Annotated in this window: 21 protein-coding genes; 12 read left to right on the top strand and 9 right to left on the bottom strand. The window is 53.0% G+C overall.

The window, feature by feature from the left end; all coding sequences use genetic code 11:
- Positions 1 to 13: 13 nt before the first annotated feature.
- Entirely contained in the window at positions 14 to 832 is an 819-nt protein-coding gene (locus AC6I8A_RS20660) for an oxidoreductase (protein WP_497819339.1), read from the top strand.
- On the top strand, positions 833 to 1,855 hold the full coding sequence (locus tag AC6I8A_RS20655; protein ID WP_497819078.1) for an NADP-dependent oxidoreductase: 1,023 nt from the start codon (positions 833 to 835) through the stop codon (positions 1,853 to 1,855).
- Between the two features lie 992 nt (positions 1,856 to 2,847).
- On the opposite strand, the gene AC6I8A_RS20650 is transcribed toward AC6I8A_RS20655, so the two are convergent.
- The gene (locus AC6I8A_RS20650) at positions 2,848 to 3,864 is read right to left on the bottom strand and encodes a GlxA family transcriptional regulator (protein WP_497819077.1); all 1,017 of its coding nucleotides are present in this window, start codon (positions 3,862 to 3,864) and stop codon (positions 2,848 to 2,850) included.
- A gap of 120 nt (positions 3,865 to 3,984) precedes the next feature.
- On the opposite strand from AC6I8A_RS20650, the gene AC6I8A_RS20645 reads away from it, so the two are divergent.
- From AC6I8A_RS20645 to AC6I8A_RS20635, 3 genes are read left to right on the top strand one after another with little or no spacing between them, the layout of a single operon-like run.
- Positions 3,985 to 4,764 carry an alpha/beta hydrolase gene (locus AC6I8A_RS20645; protein ID WP_497819076.1) on the top strand — a complete coding sequence of 260 codons (780 nt, stop codon included), beginning with the start codon at positions 3,985 to 3,987 and terminating at the stop codon, positions 4,762 to 4,764.
- A 25-nt stretch (positions 4,765 to 4,789) separates the two neighbouring features.
- Entirely contained in the window at positions 4,790 to 5,425 is a 636-nt protein-coding gene (locus AC6I8A_RS20640) for an FMN-dependent NADH-azoreductase (RefSeq protein WP_497819075.1), read from the top strand.
- A gap of 3 nt (positions 5,426 to 5,428) precedes the next feature.
- A complete protein-coding gene (locus tag AC6I8A_RS20635) occupies positions 5,429 to 5,737 on the top strand; it encodes a YciI family protein (protein WP_256698823.1) in 309 nt (102 codons plus the stop codon).
- A 145-nt stretch (positions 5,738 to 5,882) separates the two neighbouring features.
- On the opposite strand, the gene AC6I8A_RS20630 is transcribed toward AC6I8A_RS20635, so the two are convergent.
- Positions 5,883 to 6,389 carry an SRPBCC family protein gene (locus AC6I8A_RS20630; protein ID WP_256699148.1) on the bottom strand — a complete coding sequence of 169 codons (507 nt, stop codon included), beginning with the start codon at positions 6,387 to 6,389 and terminating at the stop codon, positions 5,883 to 5,885.
- Positions 6,390 to 6,553: 164 nt separating this feature from the next.
- Here AC6I8A_RS20630 and AC6I8A_RS20625 point away from each other — a divergent pair, with 164 nt between their 5' ends.
- Positions 6,554 to 7,453 (top strand): LysR family transcriptional regulator, encoded by a 900-nt coding sequence (locus AC6I8A_RS20625; RefSeq protein WP_497819074.1) that lies wholly within the window; start codon positions 6,554 to 6,556, stop codon positions 7,451 to 7,453.
- Position 7,454: 1 nt separating this feature from the next.
- Here the strand turns inward: AC6I8A_RS20625 and fetB are convergent, their stop codons facing one another.
- Both fetB and fetA read right to left on the bottom strand, forming a co-directional pair.
- On the bottom strand, positions 7,455 to 8,216 hold the full coding sequence (gene fetB, locus AC6I8A_RS20620; RefSeq protein ID WP_256698825.1) for an iron efflux ABC transporter permease subunit FetB: 762 nt from the start codon (positions 8,214 to 8,216) through the stop codon (positions 7,455 to 7,457).
- Positions 8,203 to 8,871 (bottom strand): iron efflux ABC transporter ATP-binding subunit FetA, encoded by a 669-nt coding sequence (gene fetA / locus AC6I8A_RS20615; RefSeq protein ID WP_497819073.1) that lies wholly within the window; start codon positions 8,869 to 8,871, stop codon positions 8,203 to 8,205. The genes fetB and fetA overlap by 14 nt, the downstream gene beginning before the upstream one ends.
- A 328-nt stretch (positions 8,872 to 9,199) precedes the next feature.
- Here fetA and eptA point away from each other — a divergent pair, with 328 nt between their 5' ends.
- Positions 9,200 to 10,837 (top strand): phosphoethanolamine transferase EptA, encoded by a 1,638-nt coding sequence (eptA, locus tag AC6I8A_RS20610; protein ID WP_497819072.1) that lies wholly within the window; start codon positions 9,200 to 9,202, stop codon positions 10,835 to 10,837.
- Positions 10,838 to 10,876: 39 nt separating this feature from the next.
- Here eptA and AC6I8A_RS20605 read toward each other — a convergent pair whose 3' ends face one another.
- Positions 10,877 to 11,653 (bottom strand): ABC transporter ATP-binding protein, encoded by a 777-nt coding sequence (locus tag AC6I8A_RS20605; protein WP_497819071.1) that lies wholly within the window; start codon positions 11,651 to 11,653, stop codon positions 10,877 to 10,879.
- A gap of 194 nt (positions 11,654 to 11,847) precedes the next feature.
- Here AC6I8A_RS20605 and AC6I8A_RS20600 point away from each other — a divergent pair, with 194 nt between their 5' ends.
- The 3 genes from AC6I8A_RS20600 to AC6I8A_RS20590 are packed head-to-tail and all read left to right on the top strand — an operon-like array spanning position 11,848 to position 15,038.
- Complete coding sequence (locus AC6I8A_RS20600; protein ID WP_497819070.1) at positions 11,848 to 12,921, top strand: ABC transporter substrate-binding protein; 1,074 nt, start codon at positions 11,848 to 11,850, stop codon at positions 12,919 to 12,921.
- 10 nt (positions 12,922 to 12,931) lie between these two features.
- Complete coding sequence (locus tag AC6I8A_RS20595) at positions 12,932 to 13,939, top strand: ABC transporter permease (RefSeq protein ID WP_497819069.1); 1,008 nt, start codon at positions 12,932 to 12,934, stop codon at positions 13,937 to 13,939.
- A gap of 49 nt (positions 13,940 to 13,988) precedes the next feature.
- Positions 13,989 to 15,038, top strand: coding sequence for a PLP-dependent cysteine synthase family protein (locus AC6I8A_RS20590; protein WP_497819068.1), 1,050 nt, complete (start codon positions 13,989 to 13,991; stop codon positions 15,036 to 15,038).
- 40 nt (positions 15,039 to 15,078) lie between these two features.
- On the opposite strand, the gene AC6I8A_RS20585 is transcribed toward AC6I8A_RS20590, so the two are convergent.
- Positions 15,079 to 16,137, bottom strand: a complete 1,059-nt coding sequence (locus tag AC6I8A_RS20585) for an ABC transporter substrate-binding protein (protein ID WP_497819067.1) — start codon at positions 16,135 to 16,137, stop codon at positions 15,079 to 15,081.
- A 200-nt stretch (positions 16,138 to 16,337) separates the two neighbouring features.
- On the opposite strand from AC6I8A_RS20585, the gene AC6I8A_RS20580 reads away from it, so the two are divergent.
- Complete coding sequence (locus tag AC6I8A_RS20580; protein WP_497819066.1) at positions 16,338 to 17,486, top strand: acyl-CoA dehydrogenase family protein; 1,149 nt, start codon at positions 16,338 to 16,340, stop codon at positions 17,484 to 17,486.
- Positions 17,487 to 17,590: 104 nt separating this feature from the next.
- Here the strand turns inward: AC6I8A_RS20580 and fhuE are convergent, their stop codons facing one another.
- On the bottom strand, positions 17,591 to 19,789 hold the full coding sequence (gene fhuE, locus AC6I8A_RS20575) for a ferric-rhodotorulic acid/ferric-coprogen receptor FhuE (RefSeq protein WP_497819065.1): 2,199 nt from the start codon (positions 19,787 to 19,789) through the stop codon (positions 17,591 to 17,593).
- A gap of 539 nt (positions 19,790 to 20,328) precedes the next feature.
- Here fhuE and AC6I8A_RS20570 point away from each other — a divergent pair.
- Positions 20,329 to 20,730: an H-NS family histone-like protein gene (locus tag AC6I8A_RS20570; RefSeq protein WP_265302911.1), complete on the top strand. Its 402-nt coding sequence runs from the start codon at positions 20,329 to 20,331 to the stop codon at positions 20,728 to 20,730.
- A 65-nt stretch (positions 20,731 to 20,795) separates the two neighbouring features.
- Here AC6I8A_RS20570 and AC6I8A_RS20565 read toward each other — a convergent pair whose 3' ends face one another.
- Positions 20,796 to 21,656 (bottom strand): 5'-methylthioadenosine/S-adenosylhomocysteine nucleosidase, encoded by an 861-nt coding sequence (locus AC6I8A_RS20565; RefSeq protein ID WP_497819064.1) that lies wholly within the window; start codon positions 21,654 to 21,656, stop codon positions 20,796 to 20,798.
- A gap of 137 nt (positions 21,657 to 21,793) precedes the next feature.
- Positions 21,794 to 22,993: an aminotransferase class I/II-fold pyridoxal phosphate-dependent enzyme gene (locus AC6I8A_RS20560; RefSeq protein WP_256698837.1), complete on the bottom strand. Its 1,200-nt coding sequence runs from the start codon at positions 22,991 to 22,993 to the stop codon at positions 21,794 to 21,796.
- Positions 22,994 to 22,996 lie beyond the last annotated feature (3 nt).

The raw sequence follows: 22,996 nt of genomic DNA, 5'->3' as shown, positions 1-22,996 counted from the left end.
GGCTTTATTCAGCATGACAAAAAAACGTGTAGCACTGGTTACCGGTGCGTCCTCGGGTATCGGCGAAGCGTCTGCCCGTAAACTTTTAGCTGCTGGATTTATTGTATATGGTACGAGCCAGCGTGGCGCACAGGCGGGAAAGCATCCATTTCCTTTACTGGCGCTGGATGTGACGGACGACGCTTCTGTCGAGGCCGCAATTGAGGCGTTGTTGCGTCTGGAGGGGCGAATCGATGTTCTGGTTAATAATGCGGGCTTTGGGGTTGCTCCAGCGGCGGCGGAAGAGAGTTCTGTCGAACAGGCCAAACACATTTTCGACACCAACTTTCTGGGCATCGTCAGGTTGAGCCGCGCAGTGATCCCTCATATGCGCCGTCAGGGCAGCGGGCGCATCATCAATATCGGTTCGATACTCGGCATCGTTCCGTTGCCGTATGTGGCACTTTATGCTGCCAGTAAACATGCGGTCGAAGGGTATACCGGAGCACTGGATCATGAACTGCGCACACAGGGCATCAGAGTGTCTGTCATCGAACCTGCCTACATGAAAACACAGTTTGAAGCCAATAATATCGAGGCGGATGCAAAGCTTCAGGAGTATGACCAGATCCGGGCCAAGCTGACGAAAGTGGTGAGCAAAGCAATGGCTGAGGCGGAAAGTCCGGAGGTGGTGGCTGACGTGGTGGTTAAAGCGGCTCAGACCTTACGCCCGAAGGTGCGCTACACGGCGGGAAGGCTGGCAGGCCAATTGAATTTTATTCTCAGATTCGCCCCTGCGTCATTCCTGGATAAGGTGGTGCGCAAACGTCTTCAGCTTGATGCGAAAAAATAAATGAAGAATAAGACGATGAAAGCACTTACGTTTAAACGCTATGGTAAATCCCCTGAGCTGGGATTCGATAACATCGATTGCCCTGCCCCCGCTGATAATAAAATCCTGGTAAAAGTTTTCGCTGTGGGTCTGAACCCGATTGATAACATGATCCCAACCGGAATATTCAAACCGGTTTTGCATTTTAAACTCCCCGCCACTTTGGGAAGCGACTTAGCCGGGGTTGTCATCGCCGTGGGGAGTCGCGTGACGCGTTTCAAGCCAGGTGACGAAATTTTCGCCAGCACTTTCGACACGGGAATAGGTTCTCTTGCGGAGTTTGCAGTGGTGCCAGAGCGCGCTGCAGCCATAAAACCCACGAACCTGGATTTCGTGCAGGCGGCTTCGCTCCCGATGGTGAGCCTCACATGCTGGCAGGCGCTGACAGAGCGAGCCGGGTTGCAGCCTGGTCAGAAAGTATTCATCCCGGCAGGTTCCGGGGGGATTGGCAGTTTTGCCATCCAACTGGCGAAGCACCTTGGCGCACAGGTGGCCACGACAACCAGCACAGACAACGCCGGGTGGGTGAGTCATCTTGGCGCAGACGAAGTGATTGATTATAAAAAGCAGGAATTTGAAAACGAGCTGAGCGGCTACGATGTGGTTCTCGGCACTATCAGAGGCGATTCAATTGAAAAATCCACCCAAATTCTCAAGCCGGGTGGAAAGATTGTTTCTCTCATCGGTCCATTAGATGTTGCGTTCGCCCGGTCGCGGAGACTAAACGTCCTGCTGCGTTTAGTTTTCGGGCTGATGAGCCGCAAGATCATGCGTCTTACGAAAAAACGGGGCCTGAGCTATTCATTTCTTTTTGTCCGTCCTGATGGCGATCAGCTCGCCCAAATCGGCAAACTCATTGAGACAGAACAAATCAGGCCGGTGATCGACAAGGTATTCCCGTTTATAGAAGCAAAGGAAGCTCTTGCCTATCTGGGTCAGGGACACGCGAAGGGCAAAGTAGTCGTTAGGATGCAGGAGTCATAACAAGTGAAATTTGAATCTGATTAAAAGAATTTTCTCGTGCTAAGATAAAAATGTTACGTTCTCTGCTTAACGAACATATGTCTTCAGAAAGTAAAGGCGCCCACAACCAATTTGGCCACCTTTATTCAACACTAGCACTCAATGAAAATATGGTGTAATAACAGAGACTATTAGGCCAATAGCAAAAACCATAAACACACTACCAACAGTCTTATTTAGATATGAAAAGGCTTTACCCGTAGCCAGTTTTTTCTTCACTGAACTAGCCGAAGCACCATATATGAAGTGGATAATAACCACCAACACACAAAAAATCATAGAAAGAATACAGAACTGGCTGATGAAAGGCTTTTCAGCGTTTATAAACTGAGGAAATGAAGCGTTTAAAAAACACACTGTTTACGGGGCTTTTGAATTCCGCTAACATATAAATCACCACCTGAACCAATCAATTCAGTTAAATTAACCAAATTTATCATAAATCAACCTAAATTAAACCCAATCAGTGAGAAAGAAGAGTTAGTTATGAAAAGAATAGAGTTATTAACAATGTTTATCTTTATTTTTTAAACCACCCATCAAAATACTTATGATGGATTGAATTTAAGTCTGTACAGACCATCGGGATAAAATAGAACCAAATCAATTAATCATCTAAATCCATCTAACCAGACAGCTGTGATCCTGCCATCAGGTTAAAGTCACATCCATTAACGGTGAGTCGAGGTTTACCAGCATCGCTGATTTATTCACTTTAGTTGCGAGGCCAGCTCGATAGCAAAGAGAAGAGTCCTACACATCAATATGTGCGGAAACTTATTCACAAAAGCAAAGAACTTTTTATCAACATTGCAAATTGAATAATCAGGTCTTTAGTCCCCCCCAGCCCTGCCCTAAACGTGAAGTAACATCCGCTCCTCGCCTAAAGCAGACCCTATCTCGCGAGTAAGTCTGCGGTGATCAAAAGGCGTTAGCGTTAAAGCGCAGCACAATTATTGAATCCCTATATTTGAAGAGTGCGTGGTTTTTAGCCGCTCTCTAAAGCTGCCTGGCGACATACCCATCACTGCAGTGAAGGCGCGTCTGAAAGCCGTTTCGTCGCCATATCCGCAGGTATTTGCGATCTGAGAAATGGTTTTACCCGGACTTTCCAGAAGGAGCGTCGCCGTTTCGATACGAACCCGGGTAATAAAGCTTTTAGGGCTTTCCTGCAGGAGTGATTTCATTTTACGGTTCAGCGTTCGGGTCGTCATATTCAGCGCTTCAGCGAGCTGCTCTACCGTCATTGCCGGATTCCGATAACTTATAAGATTTTCAGCTTTGGTTAGCAGCGGATGGGTTGCGTTAAGAAAGCCGGCGGGCGCATAAATTTGCTGAGATAAAGGCTGACTGTCTGCAACGGCCATATCCGCGGTCAGTTTTGCCAGCTGACCACCTAAATGTCGGCGCACGAGGTGTATCACGAGATCGACCCACGAAAGTGGTCCGCCCGTGGTTATCACATTGTCCTGTTCGGCCAGAGCCTTTCCCCATACCGGCTTAGCCAGCGGATAACGCTCCGTAAAAGTAGGGTATAACCACCATGTTGTTGTGCAGATCCGCCCATTGAGTAAACCCGCTTCTCCCAGTACAAATCCCCCCGCGCAGGCACCGGCAATACAGCTTCCCTTTGAATGGCTAATGCGCAGCCAACTGGCCGCGTTGCACATTGCTGCTCTATCTGCTGGATACCTTTGCTCATCGAGTTGCATGCCGCTGGCAATAATAAGTTCAAAGTTCTCCGTGTCACTGAATGCACCATCACTCTCAATGAATCTGCCCTGGACGTCCCTGACCGGCTGACCATCAGAGGTAATAATACTGACGTCAAAAAAAGGCGTACTACGGGAGACTTCACTGTTTACTGACGGGTTTTGCATGATGACCTGATTGGCCAGCCAGAACATGTCTGCCAGACCGGCAATCGCCGATCGCATGCTACCCGGGAGCGCCAGCAACGCAACACGCATAATTTTTTCCCGTTCATCTGAATGTCTGATTTCGCATGATACCTGTCTTTAAAGACACTTCATACGGGGCTGCCAGGGTGATTACACTGTCTGAAATCAGATCAGCCCTCATAAGGAGAAATGCGGATGAATAATTTACTGTCGGGCGCCATGCGAAAAGGCGCACTCATCCTGAGCCTGCTGCTCGCACACTCTTCACTGCTTATGGCTCAGGATAAAGGCGTCAATAATATCGTACTGGTACACGGTGCTTTTACGGACGGCTCAAGCTGGTCTGCTGTCATATCCCGGCTGAAGGCCCGGGGCTATCACGTCACGGCTGTGCAGACCCCCCTGACTTCTTTGCGTGAAGATGTCGCAGCGACTGAACGCGTACTCGCCCGTCAGGAAGGTAACGTGTTGCTCGTTGGTCATTCCTGGGCCGGTGCAGTGATCACTCAGGCAGGCAATGCTGCGAACGTTAAGGGGCTGGTTTATCTGTCAGCACTGGTTCCTGACAACTATCAATCTGTATCGGAAGCCCTGGCACAATTTCATGCACCTATGGACGGTATGGCACCTGATAAACACGGCTTTGTCTGGCTTGATGATCCGGCTTTGTTTCATCGGGTTATGGCGAACGACATCAGCGCTGAACAGAGTCAGCTCCTCGCTGCCGTGCAGCAGCCTATAGCGGCGGCAGCTTTTATCGAAAAGGTAGAGACAGCAGCCTGGCGCAGTAAACCCGCATGGTATCTGATTACAGAAAACGACAACGCTCTCAACTCATCAGTACAGGCCAGTTTTGCCCGTGAAATCGGCGCTCACACCTCGCGGATTCACTCAGGCCATCTTTCCATGGTTTCACATCCCGAAGAGGTCGCTGCGTTCATTGCCAGGGCGGCTCGCACTACTCACTGATCTTTACACCACAGGACAATACGCAATGAAAATTCTTCATCTCGATTCCAGTATTAATCTTGAATTTTCAGTCACCCGTCAGCTGTCGGCTGCAATAGTAAAGACGCTGATGGCTTCAGATCAAAAGCATCAGCTGGTCTACAGGGACCTCGTGCAGGATGAAATCGGGCATCTTAGCGGAGGCGTTGCCGCAGGGTTCAGGCCCGTTGCAGTGAGCCCAGCCACGACAACTGAGCTGGAGTCCGAGCGACATTTATCAGACGCACTGGTTAACGAGTTTCTGGACAGCGAAGTGATCGTGATTGGAGCACCCATGTACAACTTCTCCGTGCCCAGTCAGCTAAAAGCCTGGATCGACCGGATCGCCCAGCCGGGCAAGACATTCAGTTATACCCCGGCGGGACCTGTCGGGTTGGCTGGGGGGAAAAAAGTCATTATAGCCTCAGCCCGCGGCGGTTTTTATACCGGGACAGCGCTTGAGAGTATGGACTTTCAGGAGCAGTTTCTGCGTAAATTTCTGGCTTTCCTGGGCATAACGGATGTGGAGTGTGTCCGGGTAGAAGGTGTGTCAAAAGGGGAAGAAGTAAAAAGCAGAGAAATGTCCCGCGCTTTGTCCTTAATTCCTCAGACCATTGTGGCGCGTTCTGCCACCAAGGAATAAATCATGCTGCACGCCGTAACGTTGACTTACCTGGCAGAAGCCGATGCGATTTCTGCTCATCTGGACGCTCATAAGAAATGGCTGGTCAGGGGGTTTACTGAAGGAAAAGTCATTTTCGCAGGCCCGCTCAATAGTGGTGCTGGAGGTTATATACTTTTTCAGGGGGATAATGTCAGAGACATTCATCACTTTCTTCAGGATGATCCTTTTGTTCTGCACAATATTGCAGATGCAGAAGTGGTGAGCATTGAGCCAGCATTATGTGCTCAGGATTTCTCTCCGCAATGGGCAGGTAAAGCACGGTTCATATGATCAGTATTCCTCTTTGTACCGCCTTAGGGCGGTTTTTGTTTTGGAGAAATGAACGCCTTGACGACGTAAACCGTTTGCGATCTCAATACCAAGCGCTGCGCTGGCTGAGCAGTAATCTGTGAGAGGGTCGCCATTAATGGCGAGCCTACGATTTGGCGGCAGCAATCAGGCCATTCAGCCAATCCTGATGGCCGTTAATCATCGGGTTAGGCTGCGCTTTTGCTAGCTCAACCGCCGGTTTGCCGTTTTGCGTTTCCTGCGTCAGGATGCGCACGCGATGATCAGGAAGATCTTCAACCAGCCACGCATGCAGAACGTCAAGACGGTCGACACTTCCCGGTTCGCCCGCCCAGCCGTGCCATGAAACGCGCGCCGGTTCACCTGCTACAGGTGCCACATATTCAGTGACCTGCGCCTCAACCGGGAAGCCGAAGGTTTCAAAGTAGAACCGTGCGCCCTGCTCCAGCTCAGGGCCTTTGTTGTCATAAAAGCGCGCGTTGGCGGAGTTCTGATAGTAGCTCGGCCACAATGCTGGCGTGTTAAGCAGCGGCCAGATATCGGCGGTTGTCAGGCCAGCGACGATCACTTCATTCGAGCAATAGTTATCCGTAAAGCCCGGCACAAAACCTTCGGGCCAGTTAATCGCGTTCATTTTCATAAGGTCAATCTCAGGGTTAAAAGTGGGTTGCTAAAGGACAGTCGCAGTATCCAGCTGGCAGAGACATAAGGCCAATCGCCATTTTTTATTTGTGATATCACTTACTGTGATATCTGCATCACGCTATGCTTGCTGCATCCCCGTTGAAGATGAAAACCATGAAAACCGATCTCCGCACCTTAGATCTCAACTTACTGAAAGCTCTTGATGCGCTACTCGATGAGCGCAGCGTGACGCGAGCGGCGGAGCGTTTATCGCTGACGCAGCCGGCGGTCAGCGGCATGTTGACGCGGTTACGTGAATGCTTTGACGATCCGCTGTTCACCCGCACCCAGCGCGGCATTGTGCCGACGCTGCGCGCGCTGGAACTGGCGGTGCCGGTGAAGAGTATTCTGACGGAAGTGAGTGCGCTGCTGCAGCCGAAACAATTTGATCCGGCCACCGCTGAGATGACCATCAATATTGCCGCCACCGATTACGCACTCCGCGCGGTGATCGTGCCGTTTATGGCGGCGTTGCGTCAGCAGGCGCCGGGCATTCGCGTGGCGGTATTGCCAGTGAACAATGAGCAGCTGGCGTTACAGTTCGAACGCGGATCGGTGGATATCGCCTTAATCACGCCCAATACCGCGCCGCCTGAACTGCATGCTCGCGCGTTGTACGCGGAAGAGTATGTTTGTCTGATGCGCGACGATCATCCGCTCGCCCACCTTGAAAATCTCACGCTTGACGACTTCTGCACGCAGGATCACGCGCTGGTGTCTTATCTTGGCGGGAATTTTCATGGCGCCACCGATGCGGCTTTGAATGCGATAGGACGCTCGCGCCGCGTCACGCTTTCGGTGTGCAGTTTTCTGGTGCTGCCGGAGATTTTGCGCGTTAGCGATTTGATCAGCGTGGTGCCGCGTCGTCTGGCGCGGCACCACGCGGGATTGAAAGTCTTCGCGCCGCCGCTGGAGATTCAGGGCTTCACTAAAACCGTAGCATGGCACGAAAGAACGCACCGCGATGCCGGGCATCGCTGGTTGCGCGACTTGCTATTCGCCACGGCAATTTAGGTCAGAACTTCAGCTGCGCCCGCGCGGTATACAGGCGCCGATAGGCTAAATAGGCGGCGATGATGGTGGATAAACTTGCCGTGCCAATCAGCATAAAGGTCACCATAATCTGATACTTGATCGCTTTGACCGGATCGATACCGGCAAAAATCAGCCCTGACATCATGCCCGGCAAGCTCACCAATCCCACGGTTTTGGCGCCATCAACGGTGGGAATCATCGCCGCGCGGACGCTGTCGCGAATAAAGCGCGCCGACGCCATTTTTACCGGTGCGCCCAAACTCAGCATCTCCTGAATTTTTTGCCGGTTATCGCTGAAGCGTTGGTTGAGATTGCTGAAACAGAGCCCCACCGCCACCATCGCGTTGCCGGCGATCATTCCGGAGATCGGGATCACCTGCATCGGGATAAACTCGATGGCACCGCTCAGGAGCAAAATAGTCAACGTCAGCGTGGTGCCGGTGGTAATCGCCACAAACGAGATAACGAAACCGTTGCTGATATTAAGGCTGCGCTTGCGCGCGTTGAGCGCCGCATTGACGCAGATAAACAGCACCATCAGCACGGTGAGCCAGTCATTGTTCAGGTCAAAGATCGACTTGAGCACATAGCCAACGATCACCAGCTGGATAATGGCGCGACACACGCTCCAGATAATGTCTTTGCTCATGCCAAGCTTCTCTTTCTGGCTGATCAGCAGCGCAATCACCACCAGCAGCAGCGAGAGTAATAGCGAGCTGTCGGTAATATTATGCTGGCTCATTGGTTGTTCCCTGCTCTGGTGCCTCAAGTTTCAGCACCTGTTGTGCCTCGCGGATCTCTTGCCCATCGTGGCTGATGCCGATCACGGCGAGATGCTTCTCGCGCACCAGCGCATCAATCAATGCGTTGATGATCACTTTATTCTCTTCATCTAATGCGCTGGTGACTTCATCCAGCAGCAGCACCAGCGGCAGAAATTGCAGGTTGCGCAGCAAGCCTACGCGCTGCTTCTCACCGCCCGACAGCTGCTCGATTTTTTTATCGAGCATGTCAGCAGCCAAATGCACATCGGCAAGTGATTCAACTAGCTTGTCGCGCGACGGTTTCTGCTGGCGGATGTGCCACGGCAGCGCCAGGTTGTCGTACACCGTGTCGCCGAACAGTTGCGGCGTCTGGAAACAATAGGAAACCTGTTGCCGATAATGTTCGGTTTTCAAGCTGGCAATATCGTTGTTTTCGAACAGGATCTGCCCGCCGCTCGGTTCCAGAAGCGAGGCGAGAATCTTCAGCAAGGTGCTTTTACCGCTGCCCGAAGGACCGGTCAGCAACAGCCTTTCTCCTGCGTTGAGTTGCAGTGAAACGGGCGCCAGCAGCATGCGTCCCTGCAACGAAAAGGTTACGCCCTGCACATCCAGCAAGGGATAATCGGTGGTCATAATGTGTGCCCCTAATAAATACCGGCCAAAGTATAAGGCCGCAAAACTCATTCCGAAAAGGTAAATGAGGTTGCAGCAAAAATAAGACGTAGGTTGTCATTAATTCCTCTCGCGCTAAGGTTCGCTTAATCTTCAGCAATGAAAATATCCTCAACTAAAGAGGAGATTTTTAATGCAATCGATACAAACCCGACCATTCAGTGAATACCTGGCTGTCGCTGTCAGCGTGTTCGCCGTAGTCAGTTTTCTTGCCGTCTGGTTCTAAACTAAGGTTCACTTAACCTTCACTGCTTAAGCTGGTGCCATCTTCACTATGACGGATGGACCAATGACGTTCTCGCTACGCAAAAGACCGACGTTAAGTCGGCTCTCTTTTATTTCGCTTGTTTCTATTTATATCGCGGTCTTTTTGAACATTGCGTTTTATCGACAAGTGCTTGCTGCCATGCCGCTCGATAGCGTGCGCACCATTTTGGTATTCGCTTCAATGCCGTTAGTAGCATTCAGCGTAATCAATATTATTGCCACATTAGCCTCCTTTTTGTGGCTTGACCGCGTTATTCTTGCGCTCTTCATTTTAGTTTCCGCCGCTGCGCAATATTTTATCTGGACCTTTGGTATTGTTATTGATCGCTCGATGATCGTGAATATTATCGATACCACACCGTCTGAATCCTTTGCTCTATTATCACCCAAGTTAATTGTTACGCTGGGTGGTAGCGGGCTGCTGGCTGCCCTATTAGTTTTCTGGATTCGCGTTAAAAACAGCAAACCTATCTGGAAAAGCATCGCCAAACGCACGGCGTCAATTGTCGCGTCGGTAATCTGCATCGCCTTAGTCGCGACGTTTTTTTATAAAGATTACGCCTCGCTGTTTCGTAACCAAAAAGAGCTGATTAAATCGCTCAGCCCTTCAAACTCGATCGTGGCAACACTTTCCTGGTATAACCACAGCCGCACCGCCAATTTACCGCTGGTGCAAATTGGTTTAGATGCTAAACAGAAGCCGGAGATGCTGGCGGGTCCAAAGCGTAACCTGACCATTTTGGTGGTGGGTGAAACCACGCGTGCGGTGAATTTCCAGTTGAATGGTTATGGACGCGAAAACACACCGTTGCTGGCGAAAGATGATGTCACCTACTTCCCGAATACGCAGTCTTGCGGCACAGCCACGGCGGTCTCATTACCTTGTATGTTCTCAAATATGCCGCGCGCGCATTATGACGATCAGCTTGCCAGCCATCAGGAAGGGATGCTCGATATTATCCAGCGTGCCGGTGTGCAGGTTCTCTGGAATGACAATGATGGCGGCTGTAAAGGTGCCTGCGATCGCGTCCCGCATCAGGATATGAGCAGTCTGAATCTGCCAAATATGTGCCATGACGGAGAGTGTTATGACGACGTTTTATTCCACGGTATTGAGGACTACATTAAAAACCTGAAAGGCAATGGTGTTATCGTGTTGCACACCATTGGTAGCCACGGCCCAACCTATTACAACCGTTATCCTGCGCAGTTTAAAAAATTTACTCCAACGTGCGATACCAGCCAAATTCAGGATTGTTCGCAAGAACAGCTGGTCAATACTTACGACAACACCATTCTGTATATCGATTACATCGTAGATAAAGCAATTAATGTGCTGAAAGCGCATCAGGATGAATACACCACCAGCCTGGTTTATTTATCGGATCACGGTGAGTCGTTAGGCGAAAATGGCGCTTATCTGCACGGTATGCCGTATGCGATTGCGCCGGATGTGCAGAAACATGTGCCAATGCTGATTTGGTTATCTCCAGATTATCAACAGCGCTATGGCGTGAGTAAAAGCTGTCTTGATAAAGAAGCGGCGCATCAGGGATATTCGCAGGATAATCTGTTCTCCACCATGCTGGGATTAACGGGGATTCAAACCACTGAATATCAGGCTGCGGACGATATTTTGGCCGCTTGCCGGAGAACGTAGGATTAGATGTTAAAAGGTCGCCATTCATGGCGACCAACATCACGCTGCCACGCGGTCCGCGCCCAACAAATCCAGTATCCGGCTGCGCAGCGCCACCAGATGCGGGTCGTCACGGCGGCGCGGCCACGGCAGATTAACCTCGATCACATCCACCACTTTTGCTGGTCGTGGGCTGAACACCACCACGCGATTTGCCATCACCAGCGCTTCTTCCACGTCGTGCGTCACCATCAGCGTGGTGAACTGCTGCTCCTGCCACAGATCGACAATTTCCTGCTGCATACGCAACCGCGTCAGTGAGTCGAGCTTGCCGAGCGGTTCATCCAGAATCAATAAACGCGGCACATTGACCAGCGCACGGGCCAGTGCCGCACGCTGCGCCATGCCGCCGGAGAGCTGATGCGGCCAGGCGCGGGCAAACTGCCTGAGGCCGACGCGATCCAGCATCGCGTTAATCCGCTGTTCGCGCAGCGTTCGGCTCTCTCCGCGAATCTGCAAGCCGAGGCCAACGTTGTCATAGACAGTGCGCCACGGATAAAGCGTGGGATCCTGAAACACCACCACGCGCGACGGATCCGGCGCAGTAATCGCTTTGCCCTCTTCCGCCAGTAACCCGCTGGCGGGCGGTTCGAGTCCGGCCAGCAAACGCAGCAGCGTCGATTTGCCGCAGCCGGATGGTCCCAGCAGCGCAACAAATTCACCGGCCTCTACCTGCAAATTAATATTCTCCAGCACCGGTAAATCTTCGCCTTCTAATGTGAAGTGATGATTAACTTTCTCAATCGCAATATTAACGCCCGCCGAGGTTAAGGCCATATTTTCGCTCCTGCTTGATATGCTAAGAAATAAAGCATAAGGCGCGTCTTTCCCACGACGAAATAGCCATTCCGGCAAACCTATCCGCAAATATTCATAATGAAAAACTGCATGATGTCATGCGGGATTGTTATTTGGTCGCGCTAATTGCCTTTGCCATAGTGCCTGTGAACTTTATCTACAAGGAAGACAGGATGGCATTTCAACAATTCTCTCTGAGCCGCCGCGCGTTATTACGCGGGCTGGGTCTCTTTAGTGCCGGCGTGGCGGTGAATCCGTTGCTGGGCAGCAAGGTGTTTGCCGATGATAAATCCCTCAAAACTATCAAGCTGGCCTGGGGACAAACCGCAGTATGTCAGTCACCGATTTCGGTGGCGCTAAAGCAAGGCTTCTTTAAAAAGTACGGTTTGAATGTCGAGCCCGTGAACTTCAGCGGGCCAACCGATGCGCTTTTACAGGCGATTGCCACCGGCCAGGCCGATGGCGGTATCGGCATGGCGCTGCGCTGGCTGAAGCCGCTGGAGCAGGGTTTTGATGTTGATCTCACCGTCGGCACGCACGGCGGCTGCATGCGTCTACTCGCCCCACAGAACAGCGGCATCCGCGATGTGAAAGATTTGGTGGGCAAATCGGTGGCGGTGAGCGATCAGGCCAGCCCAATTCGCAACTTCTTCGCCATTCAGCTGGCGAAACAGGGCATCGATCCTGATAAGCAGGTCAACTGGCTGCAATATCCGCCCGACCTGTTTGGCGAAGCGCTGCGCAAAGGTGAAGTGCAGGCGCTGGCCACCGACGATCCGCAGGGCTGGCTGCTGAAGAAGCAGCACGATCTGGTGGAAGTGGATAACAACCTGAAAAGCGAATACGCCAGCCTCACTTGCTGCGTGCTGGGCCTGCGTGGCTCGCTGGTGCGTGACGATCCCGCCACCGCGCGCGCTATCACCCAGGCGATTGTTGATGCGCAGCAGTGGACCGCCGAACATCCGGAAGAGACGGCGAAAATCTTCCAACCCTTTGTGCCGGGCTCCGTCGCGGTGGAAGACATTGCCGCGATGCTGAAAGAGCACACTCACAGCCATCACTCCACCGGCGTGCAGCTGCGCAATGAGGTGGCGGTGTATATCGATGAGCTGAAGAAAATCAACGTGATCCGCCCGGATACCGATGCGCAACGCTTTGCCGAGCACTATGTGCCGGAGCTGCTGCCGGCAGAATCGGCCCATCAGCACGCTAGCAACATGGCGCACATGAGCAACATGTCCAGCTAAGGAGACGATAATGGCCAGTGAAACCCTGACGATTGCCCGCAACCGTGACGTGCCGCGCCGCCTTCAACCAGCGGTTTGGGTTGCGCTCCTGCTGTGGTGGGCGCTTTTAGCGCTGATGGTGGCGGTACCGGATAAGCCGCAGGGTTTTGCCGCCCCGCGCTTTGTGAATGAAACGCATGAGTTGTTCGCCGCCATCGCGCTTGTTCTCAGCGGACTGGCGATTGCCTCGTGTCTGTTTCCACGCCTGACACTACTCGCACCGCTCAAGCGCAGTGGCCCGTGGCTGATTGTGCTGGCGCTGCTGATTGGCCTGTGGGAAACCGTGACCGGCAAACTGGCGCTGCTGCCCGCGCCATTCTTCGCCCCGCCGCGCGCGCTGGTGGAAGCCTACGCCACCGACTGGCCGCGCCTGCTGGATAGCGTGCTCAATTCGCTGCGTCTTCTGGCTTTCGGCTTTATCTACGGCAGCGTGGTCGGCTTTATTACCGGCGTGGCGATTGGCTGGTCGCGCGGCTTGGGTTACTGGGTGCATCCGATTCTGCGTTTCCTCGGACCGGTGCCTTCAACTGCGCTGCTGCCGCTGTCGCTCTACTTCTTCCCGTCGAGCTTCTCGGCGGCGGTATTCCTGATCGCGCTGGCGACCTGGTTCCCGGTGACGGTGCTGACCTGGTCGGGCGTTTCCAGCGTTGATACGCGTTATTACGATGTGGCGCGCACGCTGGGTGCCAATTCACTGTTCCTTGTGTTGCGCGTAGCGGTGCCTGCAGCGCTGCCGCACCTGTTTGTCGGCCTGTTTATGGGCCTGGGCGCGTCGTTCTCGGTGCTGGTGGCAGCAGAGATGATGGGCGTGAAATCCGGGCTCGGCTGGTATTTGCAGTGGGCGCAAGGCTGGGCGGCTTACGCCAATATGTACGCCGCGCTGATTGTGATGGCGCTGCTGTTCTCTTCGCTGATCTCCCTGCTGTTCCTGGTGCGCGATCGCCTGCTGTCATGGCAGCGCAGCGCGGTGAAATGGTAATTCGTAGGGTCGCCACTCATGGCGACCGCCCCCACACATGAGGTCGATTATGGCTGCAAAAATTTCTGCTTCTATCACTGAACTGATTGGCAACACGCCGCTGCTGCGCCTGTCTCGCTACGCGCAGCAGCAAGAGATTCAGGCGGATTTGGTCGCTAAACTCGAACTGTTTAATCCCAATCACAGCGTCAAAGATCGCATCGCCCTCAGCATGATTGAAGCCGCCGAACGCAACGGCATTATCCAGCCCGGCGATACGCTGGTTGAAACCACCAGCGGCAATACCGGTATTGGGTTAGCGGCGATTGCGGCGGCCAAAGGTTACAAGTTCCGCGTTTACATCAATGATTTCGTCAGCATCGAACGCAGCCAGATTATTCAGGCGTACGGCGCCGAAGTGGTGCCGTTCAGCACCATTGAAGGATTTAAGGAATTCTACGACGCCAGCAACGGCGATTTTGTCGCCGCCACTAAATGGCTGGCCGAGCAGATTACTGCGGCGGAACCGGAAGTGCATTTTCTGCTGCAGCTGGATAACCCGGCCAATCCGGCGGTGCATGAGCGCACCACCGGGCCAGAGATCTGGCGCGACAGCGGCGGCGAGCTGGATATCTTCATCGCCGCCGTCGGCACCGGCGGCACGCTCTCCGGCACCGGACGCTATCTCAAACAGCAGCATCCGGGTTTGCAGGTGATCGCCGTCGAGCCGGGCGTGGGTTCCCAGCCGAGCGAATTGCGTCCCGATCCGCTGGAGATCACCGGCGTACATGCGTTTAGCAACCAGACGCCGGAGCGCATTCCTGCCAATCTTGATCACCGCGTTTACGATGAGGTGATCGCGGTAGAAACCTGGCAGGCGTACACTGCGGCGCGGCAACTGGCGCTGAGCGAAGGTGTGCTGGTAGGCGATTCGTCTGGTGCAGTGTTGTGGGCGGCACAACAGGTTGCGGCGCGACCGGAGAATCGCGGCAAGCGTATTGTGGTGTTGCTGGCCGACGGCGGCAGCAGTTATTTGACCACCCAGCTGTTCGCGCATCAGGTGCCCGCGGAATCGCTAAAGCTGGCGAGCGCCGTGCAAACCTCGAGGAAAATCGCCTAATCCCGTAGGGTCGCCATTCATGGCGACCTGACTTTTCCCTCTAAACCAACACGTTGCTGGTAATCCCTTTGGCAAACAGCAGTGGATCGGTTTCCGGTCGTAACACGTTGATCGCCTTCAAATCGCGCGCATATACGTCGATCTCATTCACAAACGCATTCCCCACCGAATAGTGTCCGTGCGTATGGGTTTTCAAAACGCTGGCGATCTCCTGCGGCGTGGTGTTGAGCGCCTGGCCGTTAAACTCACTGCCAATCGCTTCCGGATGTTTGGCCGCATAGGCATGTGCCTGCAAAATTGCGTGGGTGATCGCGGCCGCCACTTCCGGCTGTTCGCGAATCAAGCTGCCGCGCGTGCCCACCACACAGCAACTCAGTTTGGCGTACTCATCCATTAAATTGGTGCCAATCTCACGGTAGCCCGGCTTCTGGGTTAAGCGCCACATCACCGGATCGGAACCGCTAGCGGCCTGAATTTCGCCCTTCTCCAGCACCATCGGCAGCAAATCCTGCGGGAACACGCGCCAGTCGACATCGATATTGGGATCGACGCCGTGCTTTTTCAGCATCAGCGAGAAGAAGTTTTTATCCGCGCCCGCCATGTCAGTAACGCCGATGGTTTTGCCTTTCAGCTGTTCCAGCGTGGTTGGCCCGCCATCGCGCGCCAGCAGGCGCATACAGCCGCCGTGCGTGCCTGCGGTGAGTTTCACATCAAAGCCCTGTTCCAGCGCTTTCAGCCAGCGTAGTGCCATGCCGATGGCGGCTTCGGCTTTGCCAGTGGCGATGGATTCCAGCAGCAATTCGGTTGAGTTGCCGAAGTTAACAAACTCCACTTCCAGGTTGTGCGCTTTGAAGAAGCTATGCTGATCGGCCACCACAACCGGTGCAAGACAGATGGCGTTGAGATTCACTGCCAGACGCACATGTGTCGGCTTCGCCAGCGCCCATTTTCCTGGGCCCCCTTGCAGTAAATCGCCAGGCATCTGCATGCCCGCCATATGCTCTTCGGCAAACACGCGGCCCGGTAAGGTTGCCGCCATCGCCGCGGCGGCTGAATATCCCAGAAAATGCCGACGGGAAACTAAATAATTATTTGGCATTAAATAACTCCCAAAAATAAATGCAGGTGAAGTTGCTAACCCTATTTAATGGGTTACGTAGAAACAGCCATTGCAAATTAACACTTCAACCGGCGGCAGAATTATGCCGATTCCGCATGTATATAGCCGGTTTATTGCTTTTACAGCGGTGGTAGAAATGGAAACAATTAAGCCTGATTTGATCAGGGAATTAATAACGTATGGCAAATAACCCGCCCATTCTGACTGAAATATTGCCAGTGATTATTCAGGCTTTAGAAAAAGACGCTGAAGAGGTTGATCGCAGCGGCGAATTTCCCAAAACAGCTTTTCGTGTGTTGCAGCAGCATGGCTTGCTGCACTTCGTATTGCCGAAAGCGTCGGGCGGCAGCGGCGGCGATTTGCTGGCAAGCCAGGCGATTATCCAGGCCGTGGCGCGCAGCGAACCTTCTGCCGCGCTGATCCTCATCATGCAGTATCTCAACACGCGCCGTCTCGACGACAGCTCAAACTGGCCAGATGCGGTGCGACGTAAGGTAGCGGAGAGTGTGATTCGCGACGGTGCGCTGATTAACGCGCTGCGCGTCGAACCGGAATTAGGCACGCCCGCGCGCGGCGGATTGCCCGCTACCCGCGCACGCCGCACTTCTGAAGGCTGGCGCATCAGCGGTGAGAAGATTTACTCCACCGGCAGCTATGGGCTGAGCTGGTTTCTGGTCTGGGCCAGCAGCGACGATGCCGATCCGCTGGTCGGCGGTTATCTGGTGCCGGCCAACGCGCCCGGCATCCATATCATTGATGAGTGGGATCATCTCGGCATGCGCGGCACCTGTAGCCATCGCGTGGTGCTGGACAATGTGCTGATCCCGCTTGATCACGCGGTAAACGTCGCGCCCTGGAGTACGCCGCGAGCGGGTCTTAACGAAGAGGAATCGGTGTGGATGGCGGTGCTGCTCGGTTCGCTGTACGACGCCATTGCGAACAGCGCACGCGACTGGTTTATCGGCTTTTTGCAGCAACGCGTGCCGGCCAATCTTGATGCGCCGCTGGCATCACTGCCACGCTTTCAGGAACTGGTTGGCCGCATCGACACGCTGCTATTTACTAATCAAACCCTGCTAAGCAGCGCTGCACGAGGCCACGTAGCCAGCGGGCATGCCGCGCAAATTAAACAGGTGGTAACCGAAAACGCCATTCGCAGCGTGCAGCTGATGGTTGAGAGCATCGGTAATCACGCGCTGACGCGCCTCCACCCGTTACAACGTCACCTGCGTAACGTGCTATGCGGCCGCATTCATACGCCACAGGACGACGCCATTTTCACTTCAGTGGGTAAATTGGCACTGTCTGCAGAGAGCAATTCATCATGACGCTCAAATTCATGAATCTGGTTGGGGAGGTCGCCATAAATGGCGACCGAAGGATTGGCGAGATTCTCCGCTGGATGCGCAATCCTGCACACCCAGCATTTTCATCAGAAACGATAAGTCGCCGAAACCGAGAAGTTACGTGGCTCGCCGTACACGATGCCGCCGTTACCGACGTTGTTGTCGTACTCTTTGTCAAACAGGTTGTTGATGTTGGCCTGCAGCGAGACATTTTTAGTGACATCGTAACGTGCGAACAGATCAACCAGCGAGTAGCTGCCCTGACGTGCGCGCCAGGTACCATTGCCTTCCGGACCGGTAATATCGGTGTAAGTCTTCGACTGCCAGGTTACACCACCGCCAAGAGTCAACTCATCCAGCATTGGCAAGCGATAGCTGGTAAACAAGTTGAACGAGGTGCGCGGCAGCTGAGAATTGTAATTCTCGCCTTCGCGATCTTCCGCCACATAGCTGGTGCCACCAAAGGTCATCTGCCAGTTATCAGTCAGCGCGCCGTTCACTTCGAACTCTACGCCACGGCTGACAACGCCATTTTTACCTTCGTAGACGGTAATATTGTTGATCGTCTCGCCGGTCGCTTCGCCGACGTTATCCAGTTCGGTGCGGAACACAGAAATAGACGTGGTCAGGCGGCTGTTAAACCAGTCGGATTTCACACCCGCTTCGTAATTCTTGCCAATTACCGGTGCCAGGAAGGCTCCAGTTGCATCCTGATAATCCTGCGGCTGGAACACCGAGGTGTAACTGGCATACGCGGACCAGTTGTCGTAGAAGTCCCAAATCACACCACCGTACGGCGTGATGTTGTTCTTCTCCATCTCTTCGGTCAGCGTTTGACGATTCCAGTTGGTATAACGCGCGCCCAGAATCACATGCAGCGGATCGGCCAGCGAGATGCGCGTTGCCAGATAGGCAGATTTCTGACGCACCAGCTGCGTGTCCGATGCCGGTTCACGCGGGCTCCAGTCGGATTCCGGGAAATTACCGTTGTAATCGTAGAAGTTGCCCAGTTGCGCCGGAGAGATGTTGGTCCAGGCGCTGTAATATTTGTTGTCCTGACGGCTGTAATTCACGCCGAACATCAGCTCATGCTGACGGCCAAACATCTCGTAAGGACCGCTGGCGAAGGCATCCACCGCATCCACTTTACGCTTGCCGGTGTTGTAGCCGGTGCCGCCAACTGCGTCATAGTTGTAAAACGCCGGATACTGATTGACCGCAATGCCGGTGTCTTTATTGATATAGCCATCGATATACAGCTGCTTACTGTCGAGGAACATCTCATTGTGTGTGCCGTTAAGCGTGACGTTCCAGCCGTTATCAAAGTTCTGCTGCAGGTTAACAAAGACTTTTTTGTTTTCTTTGTTGTTGTAAGCCCAATCTGGCGCGGTGTTGTAACCACGACGAAGCTTGACTTGTGAACCGTCGGTGTACCAGCGCGGAGAACCGCCCCACATGGTTGAATCGGTATTGACCTGCGAGAACTCATAGCCAACGGATAATTTGGTGGAATCAGTCAGGTCGGCATCAACCACGCCATAGACGAATTTTTTATCTGCGCCATAGCGTTCAATAAAGCTGTTTCTATCTTCATAACCCGCCACCAGGCGACCACGCACGTTACCTTCGGCGGACAGCGGCGCAGAGATATCGGCAACATAACGCTGTTTGTTCCAGCTGCCATAGCTGGCTGAAACGCTGCCGGTGAACTCTTTGCTGTCGGCGTGCTTGCGCACCATGTTGATCGAAGCAGATGGGTTGCCTGGGCCAGTCAGCAAACCGGTGGCACCGCGCACCACTTCTACGCGCTCATACAGCGCCATATCGCTCTGCGCATCGCCGAGGTTCCAGCGTGAGGCGAAGGCGGTGGGAATGCCATCGGTCATATAGTTGTCGATCAGGAAACCGCGCGAATAGTAGTTGGTACGATCCATATCGCCCGAGACGCCGTGGATGCCGGTGGTGTTTTTCAGCACATCGTTCAGCGATTGCAGCTGTTGGTCTTCCATACGCTGCTTGCTAACGATCGAAACCGATTGCGGAATATCGCGCGCGGTGAGCGCCATTTTGGTCCCGGCACGCGTCACCGGTACGCTGTAATCCTGTGCCGCCTGCTGTTGCTGATCCGCATTCGCGCTGGCATCCACGTTCAGCGTCTGTTCGGTGTTGGTGGTCTCTGCTGCCTGCGCGATACCCGACGCAACCATCATAGCCAGTAAGGAGTGGCGCAATGCACGCTGCGGGGCATTGCCGGGTTTCCTGACGCGCAAATCACTGAAAGACATACAATTCCTCGATCAACTTTTCGTTATTTTTTTGCGGCACCACTGCTGACGTCTGAAAGAGGAACGACAGTAAGGAAGCCGTTAAGAAAGCAAATGAGAAATATACGCATTAAGGTTTACAATGCAAGAAAATGTTACCGGTTTACTGACACTTTTACACTTGGTTAAACGCCTTATTCATCAACGAGTAATAGTTGACAAGCGTTATTTTCAGGAAGGTTCATGCAAGGATTTTCGGCAACTATGTGAAATTGAACAGATTCCAGCACGCATCAGATTTGTAGGGTCGCCATTCATGGCGACCTTCACATACATCGCATTAAAATGCTGAATAATGCAGCAACTATTATTCTCATTACTCAAAAACATAACGTGAATAAGCCAAACAGCTTGAAAACGCGTCAGCCAATATAAAGAAACATCTGATCACCCGGATATTTTCCGGACAATTCTGTCTGGAACAGATTATTTTAATTTGCCAAAAAATCTCGTAGAATGCTCTCCTTTACACCAGTCAAATAAGTAATAAGGATTTATTCATGAGCGATGCACTTAACGCATTGAACAATCTTCGCACGCTGCGTGCCGAAGCACGTAATATTGAGGTTACAGCATTAGAAGAGATGCTGGAAAAATTCGCCGTGGTAGTCGCAGAACGCCGTGAAGAAGCGGAAGCAGAAATTGCAGCCCAGCGCGAAAAAGAAGAAAAACTGGCGCTGTACAAAGAGATGTTGTTGAAAGACGGTATCGATATTAGTGACCTGGCGCAATTAAATACCCAGGAAAGCAAACCTAAGTCGAAACGCGCGCCGCGTCCCGCAAAGTATAAGTTCATCGACGAACAGGGTAACGAGAAATTGTGGACCGGCCAGGGCCGCACGCCTTCCCCGATTAAAGCCGCACTGGAAGCTGGCGGTTCGATGGATGATTTCCTGATTTAATCGGCGCATGCAGTACAAAGTGTGAACATGAAAACGCAGCGCAAGTGCTGCGTTTTTTTTACTTATTATTTCTGCGCATTAATCTGTTTGATATACGCTTTTAAAACATCGTACACATAATCCTGGCAAGCGATACCGGTTTGCGCGTCGTATTTACCGTTGTTGGTGATGTTGTTAGATAACACACGAATACCGATAAACGGGATATTGAACAGCGATGAGATCTGCGCAGCCGACGCGGTTTCCATCTCCTCAACGGAGGTGTTGAAGTTCTCATGGAAGAAGCGAATACGGTCCAACTCGCTGTTCCACACATCAGCCGATCCGATCACGCCTTCCACAACTTTGCCTTGGGTGTAAGCCGGCATCGCCTGCTCAGCGGCTTTCATCAGCTGCGCATCGGCGGCAAACTGACGAATGCTGTGGGCATTTTTATCTTCACCTGCGCTGCCTTTTGAGGCCATCAAATCCATCGGTTTCCAATCAACGGAATTACTGCCCGCGCCCTGTAACTTGTGCGGCGTTTTAAACGCGCCGAGGTTGACCGAATATTTGCCCACGACAATGTCATAGACATGTAATGCCGGATCGTGACCGCCTGCAGTGCCCTGATTAATGATGGCTTTAGGTTTGAATTCCACTGCTGCAATCGAGGTTGCCGCCGCGACATTTGACATGCCTTTCAGCGTTTCAGAAACGATCACCGGATAACCTTCAACCGTGCCCTGCCAGAAACGCCATTCGCCAATCTGACGCTCTTTAGCATTTTCCAGTTTGGCGGCGAAATGCTCGGCTTCAACCGGCATTGCACCCTGAATAATGATCGGCGCCTGAGAAGTTTCTGTATTTGCCATAGCATGCAGCGGCGCGAAAATGGCCAGGCCGCTAATTAAAGCGATATTGAGACTTAAGGATGGTTTAGACATGAAATAATAACCGGAAATAATGAAAGGCGCATTATGCGGGATGAAACGCGGGTTGGAAAGTTGATAATTGACTCATAAAGTTATTGCGATAAGATGCCAGACAAAACCTAATAATTATCTGGCGCATCTGGCAGGAATTAGCTTAATGCCGCACAGGCCTGCGCAATTCTGCGGCCCGCCTCACGCACCGTCGCAATATCGGTGGCAATGGATAAACGGAAATAAGGTGACAAACCATACGCGCTGCCCGCCACGCCCGATACCCCGCTTTCCAGCAGATAATTTATTACATCCTGCTCAGTTTCAATCTTCTGTCCATCGGGACGCGTTTTACCCAATAAACCGGCGCAGCGGCAGAAAATAAAGAACGCGCCATCTGGGTTGAGCACGTCAATTTCCTGCACCGGCTGTAAGAACGCCATAATTGCATCGCGGCGATCCTGATAAGCCGTGCGTTGCGGCGGCAGGAAGTCGAGTCCACCGTTATACGCCGCCACCGCCGCAGCCTGGCTGACCGCGCTGGCACCGGAACTGTTTTGCGACTGCACCACCACCATCGCGTCGATCAAGGCTTTTGGCCCGGCACCAAAACCAATGCGCCAGCCGGTCATGGCGTAGGTTTTCGACACGCCGCCCACCAGCAAAATGCGCTCGGCTAAATCCGGCGCGACGTGCAGCAAGCTGACGTGTTCACGGCCATCAAACAGAATATGTTCGTAGAGTTCATCCAGCATGATCAGCACATCAGGATGATCGCGTAGCACCGTCGCCAGCGCAGTCAGCTCATCAGCGCTATACACCATGCCGGAAGGATTGCCGGGATTGTTCAGCACCAGCCAGCGGGTTTTGCTGGTAATTGCCTGCGCCAGCTGCTGCGGCTGCAACTTGTATTCCTGCTCAAGCGGACACTCCAACAGCACCGCTTCACCGCCGTTGAAACGCACGCTATCCGGGAACGTCGGCCAATACGGCACCGGTACAATCACCTCATCGCCTTCATTCAGCGTGGCGGCAAAGGCGTTGAAGATGATCTGCTTGGCACCGTTAGCGATGCAGATTTGCCCCAGCTCATAATCGAGCTGGTTCTCATTCTTCAGCTTGGCTATCACCGCTTTGCGCAGCGGCGTGGTGCCGTTGGTTGGCGTGTAGCGCGTTTCACCGGCTTCCATCGCCGCCACCGCCGCCTGACGAATATGCGCAGGCGTATCAAAATCTGGCTCACCGGTGGTGAGATCGAGAATATCGACGCCCTGCTCTTTTAGCTGGCGCGTCAGTTGACGCGCCGCCGCATTGGCAGAGAGCGACACGGACTGCACACGCTTTGATAAGGTGACCATGTT

It is taken from the genome of Pantoea sp. X-Soil-ISGK-275, assembly GCF_059730795.1.
This window is presented reverse-complemented; position numbering and strand designations above follow the sequence as displayed.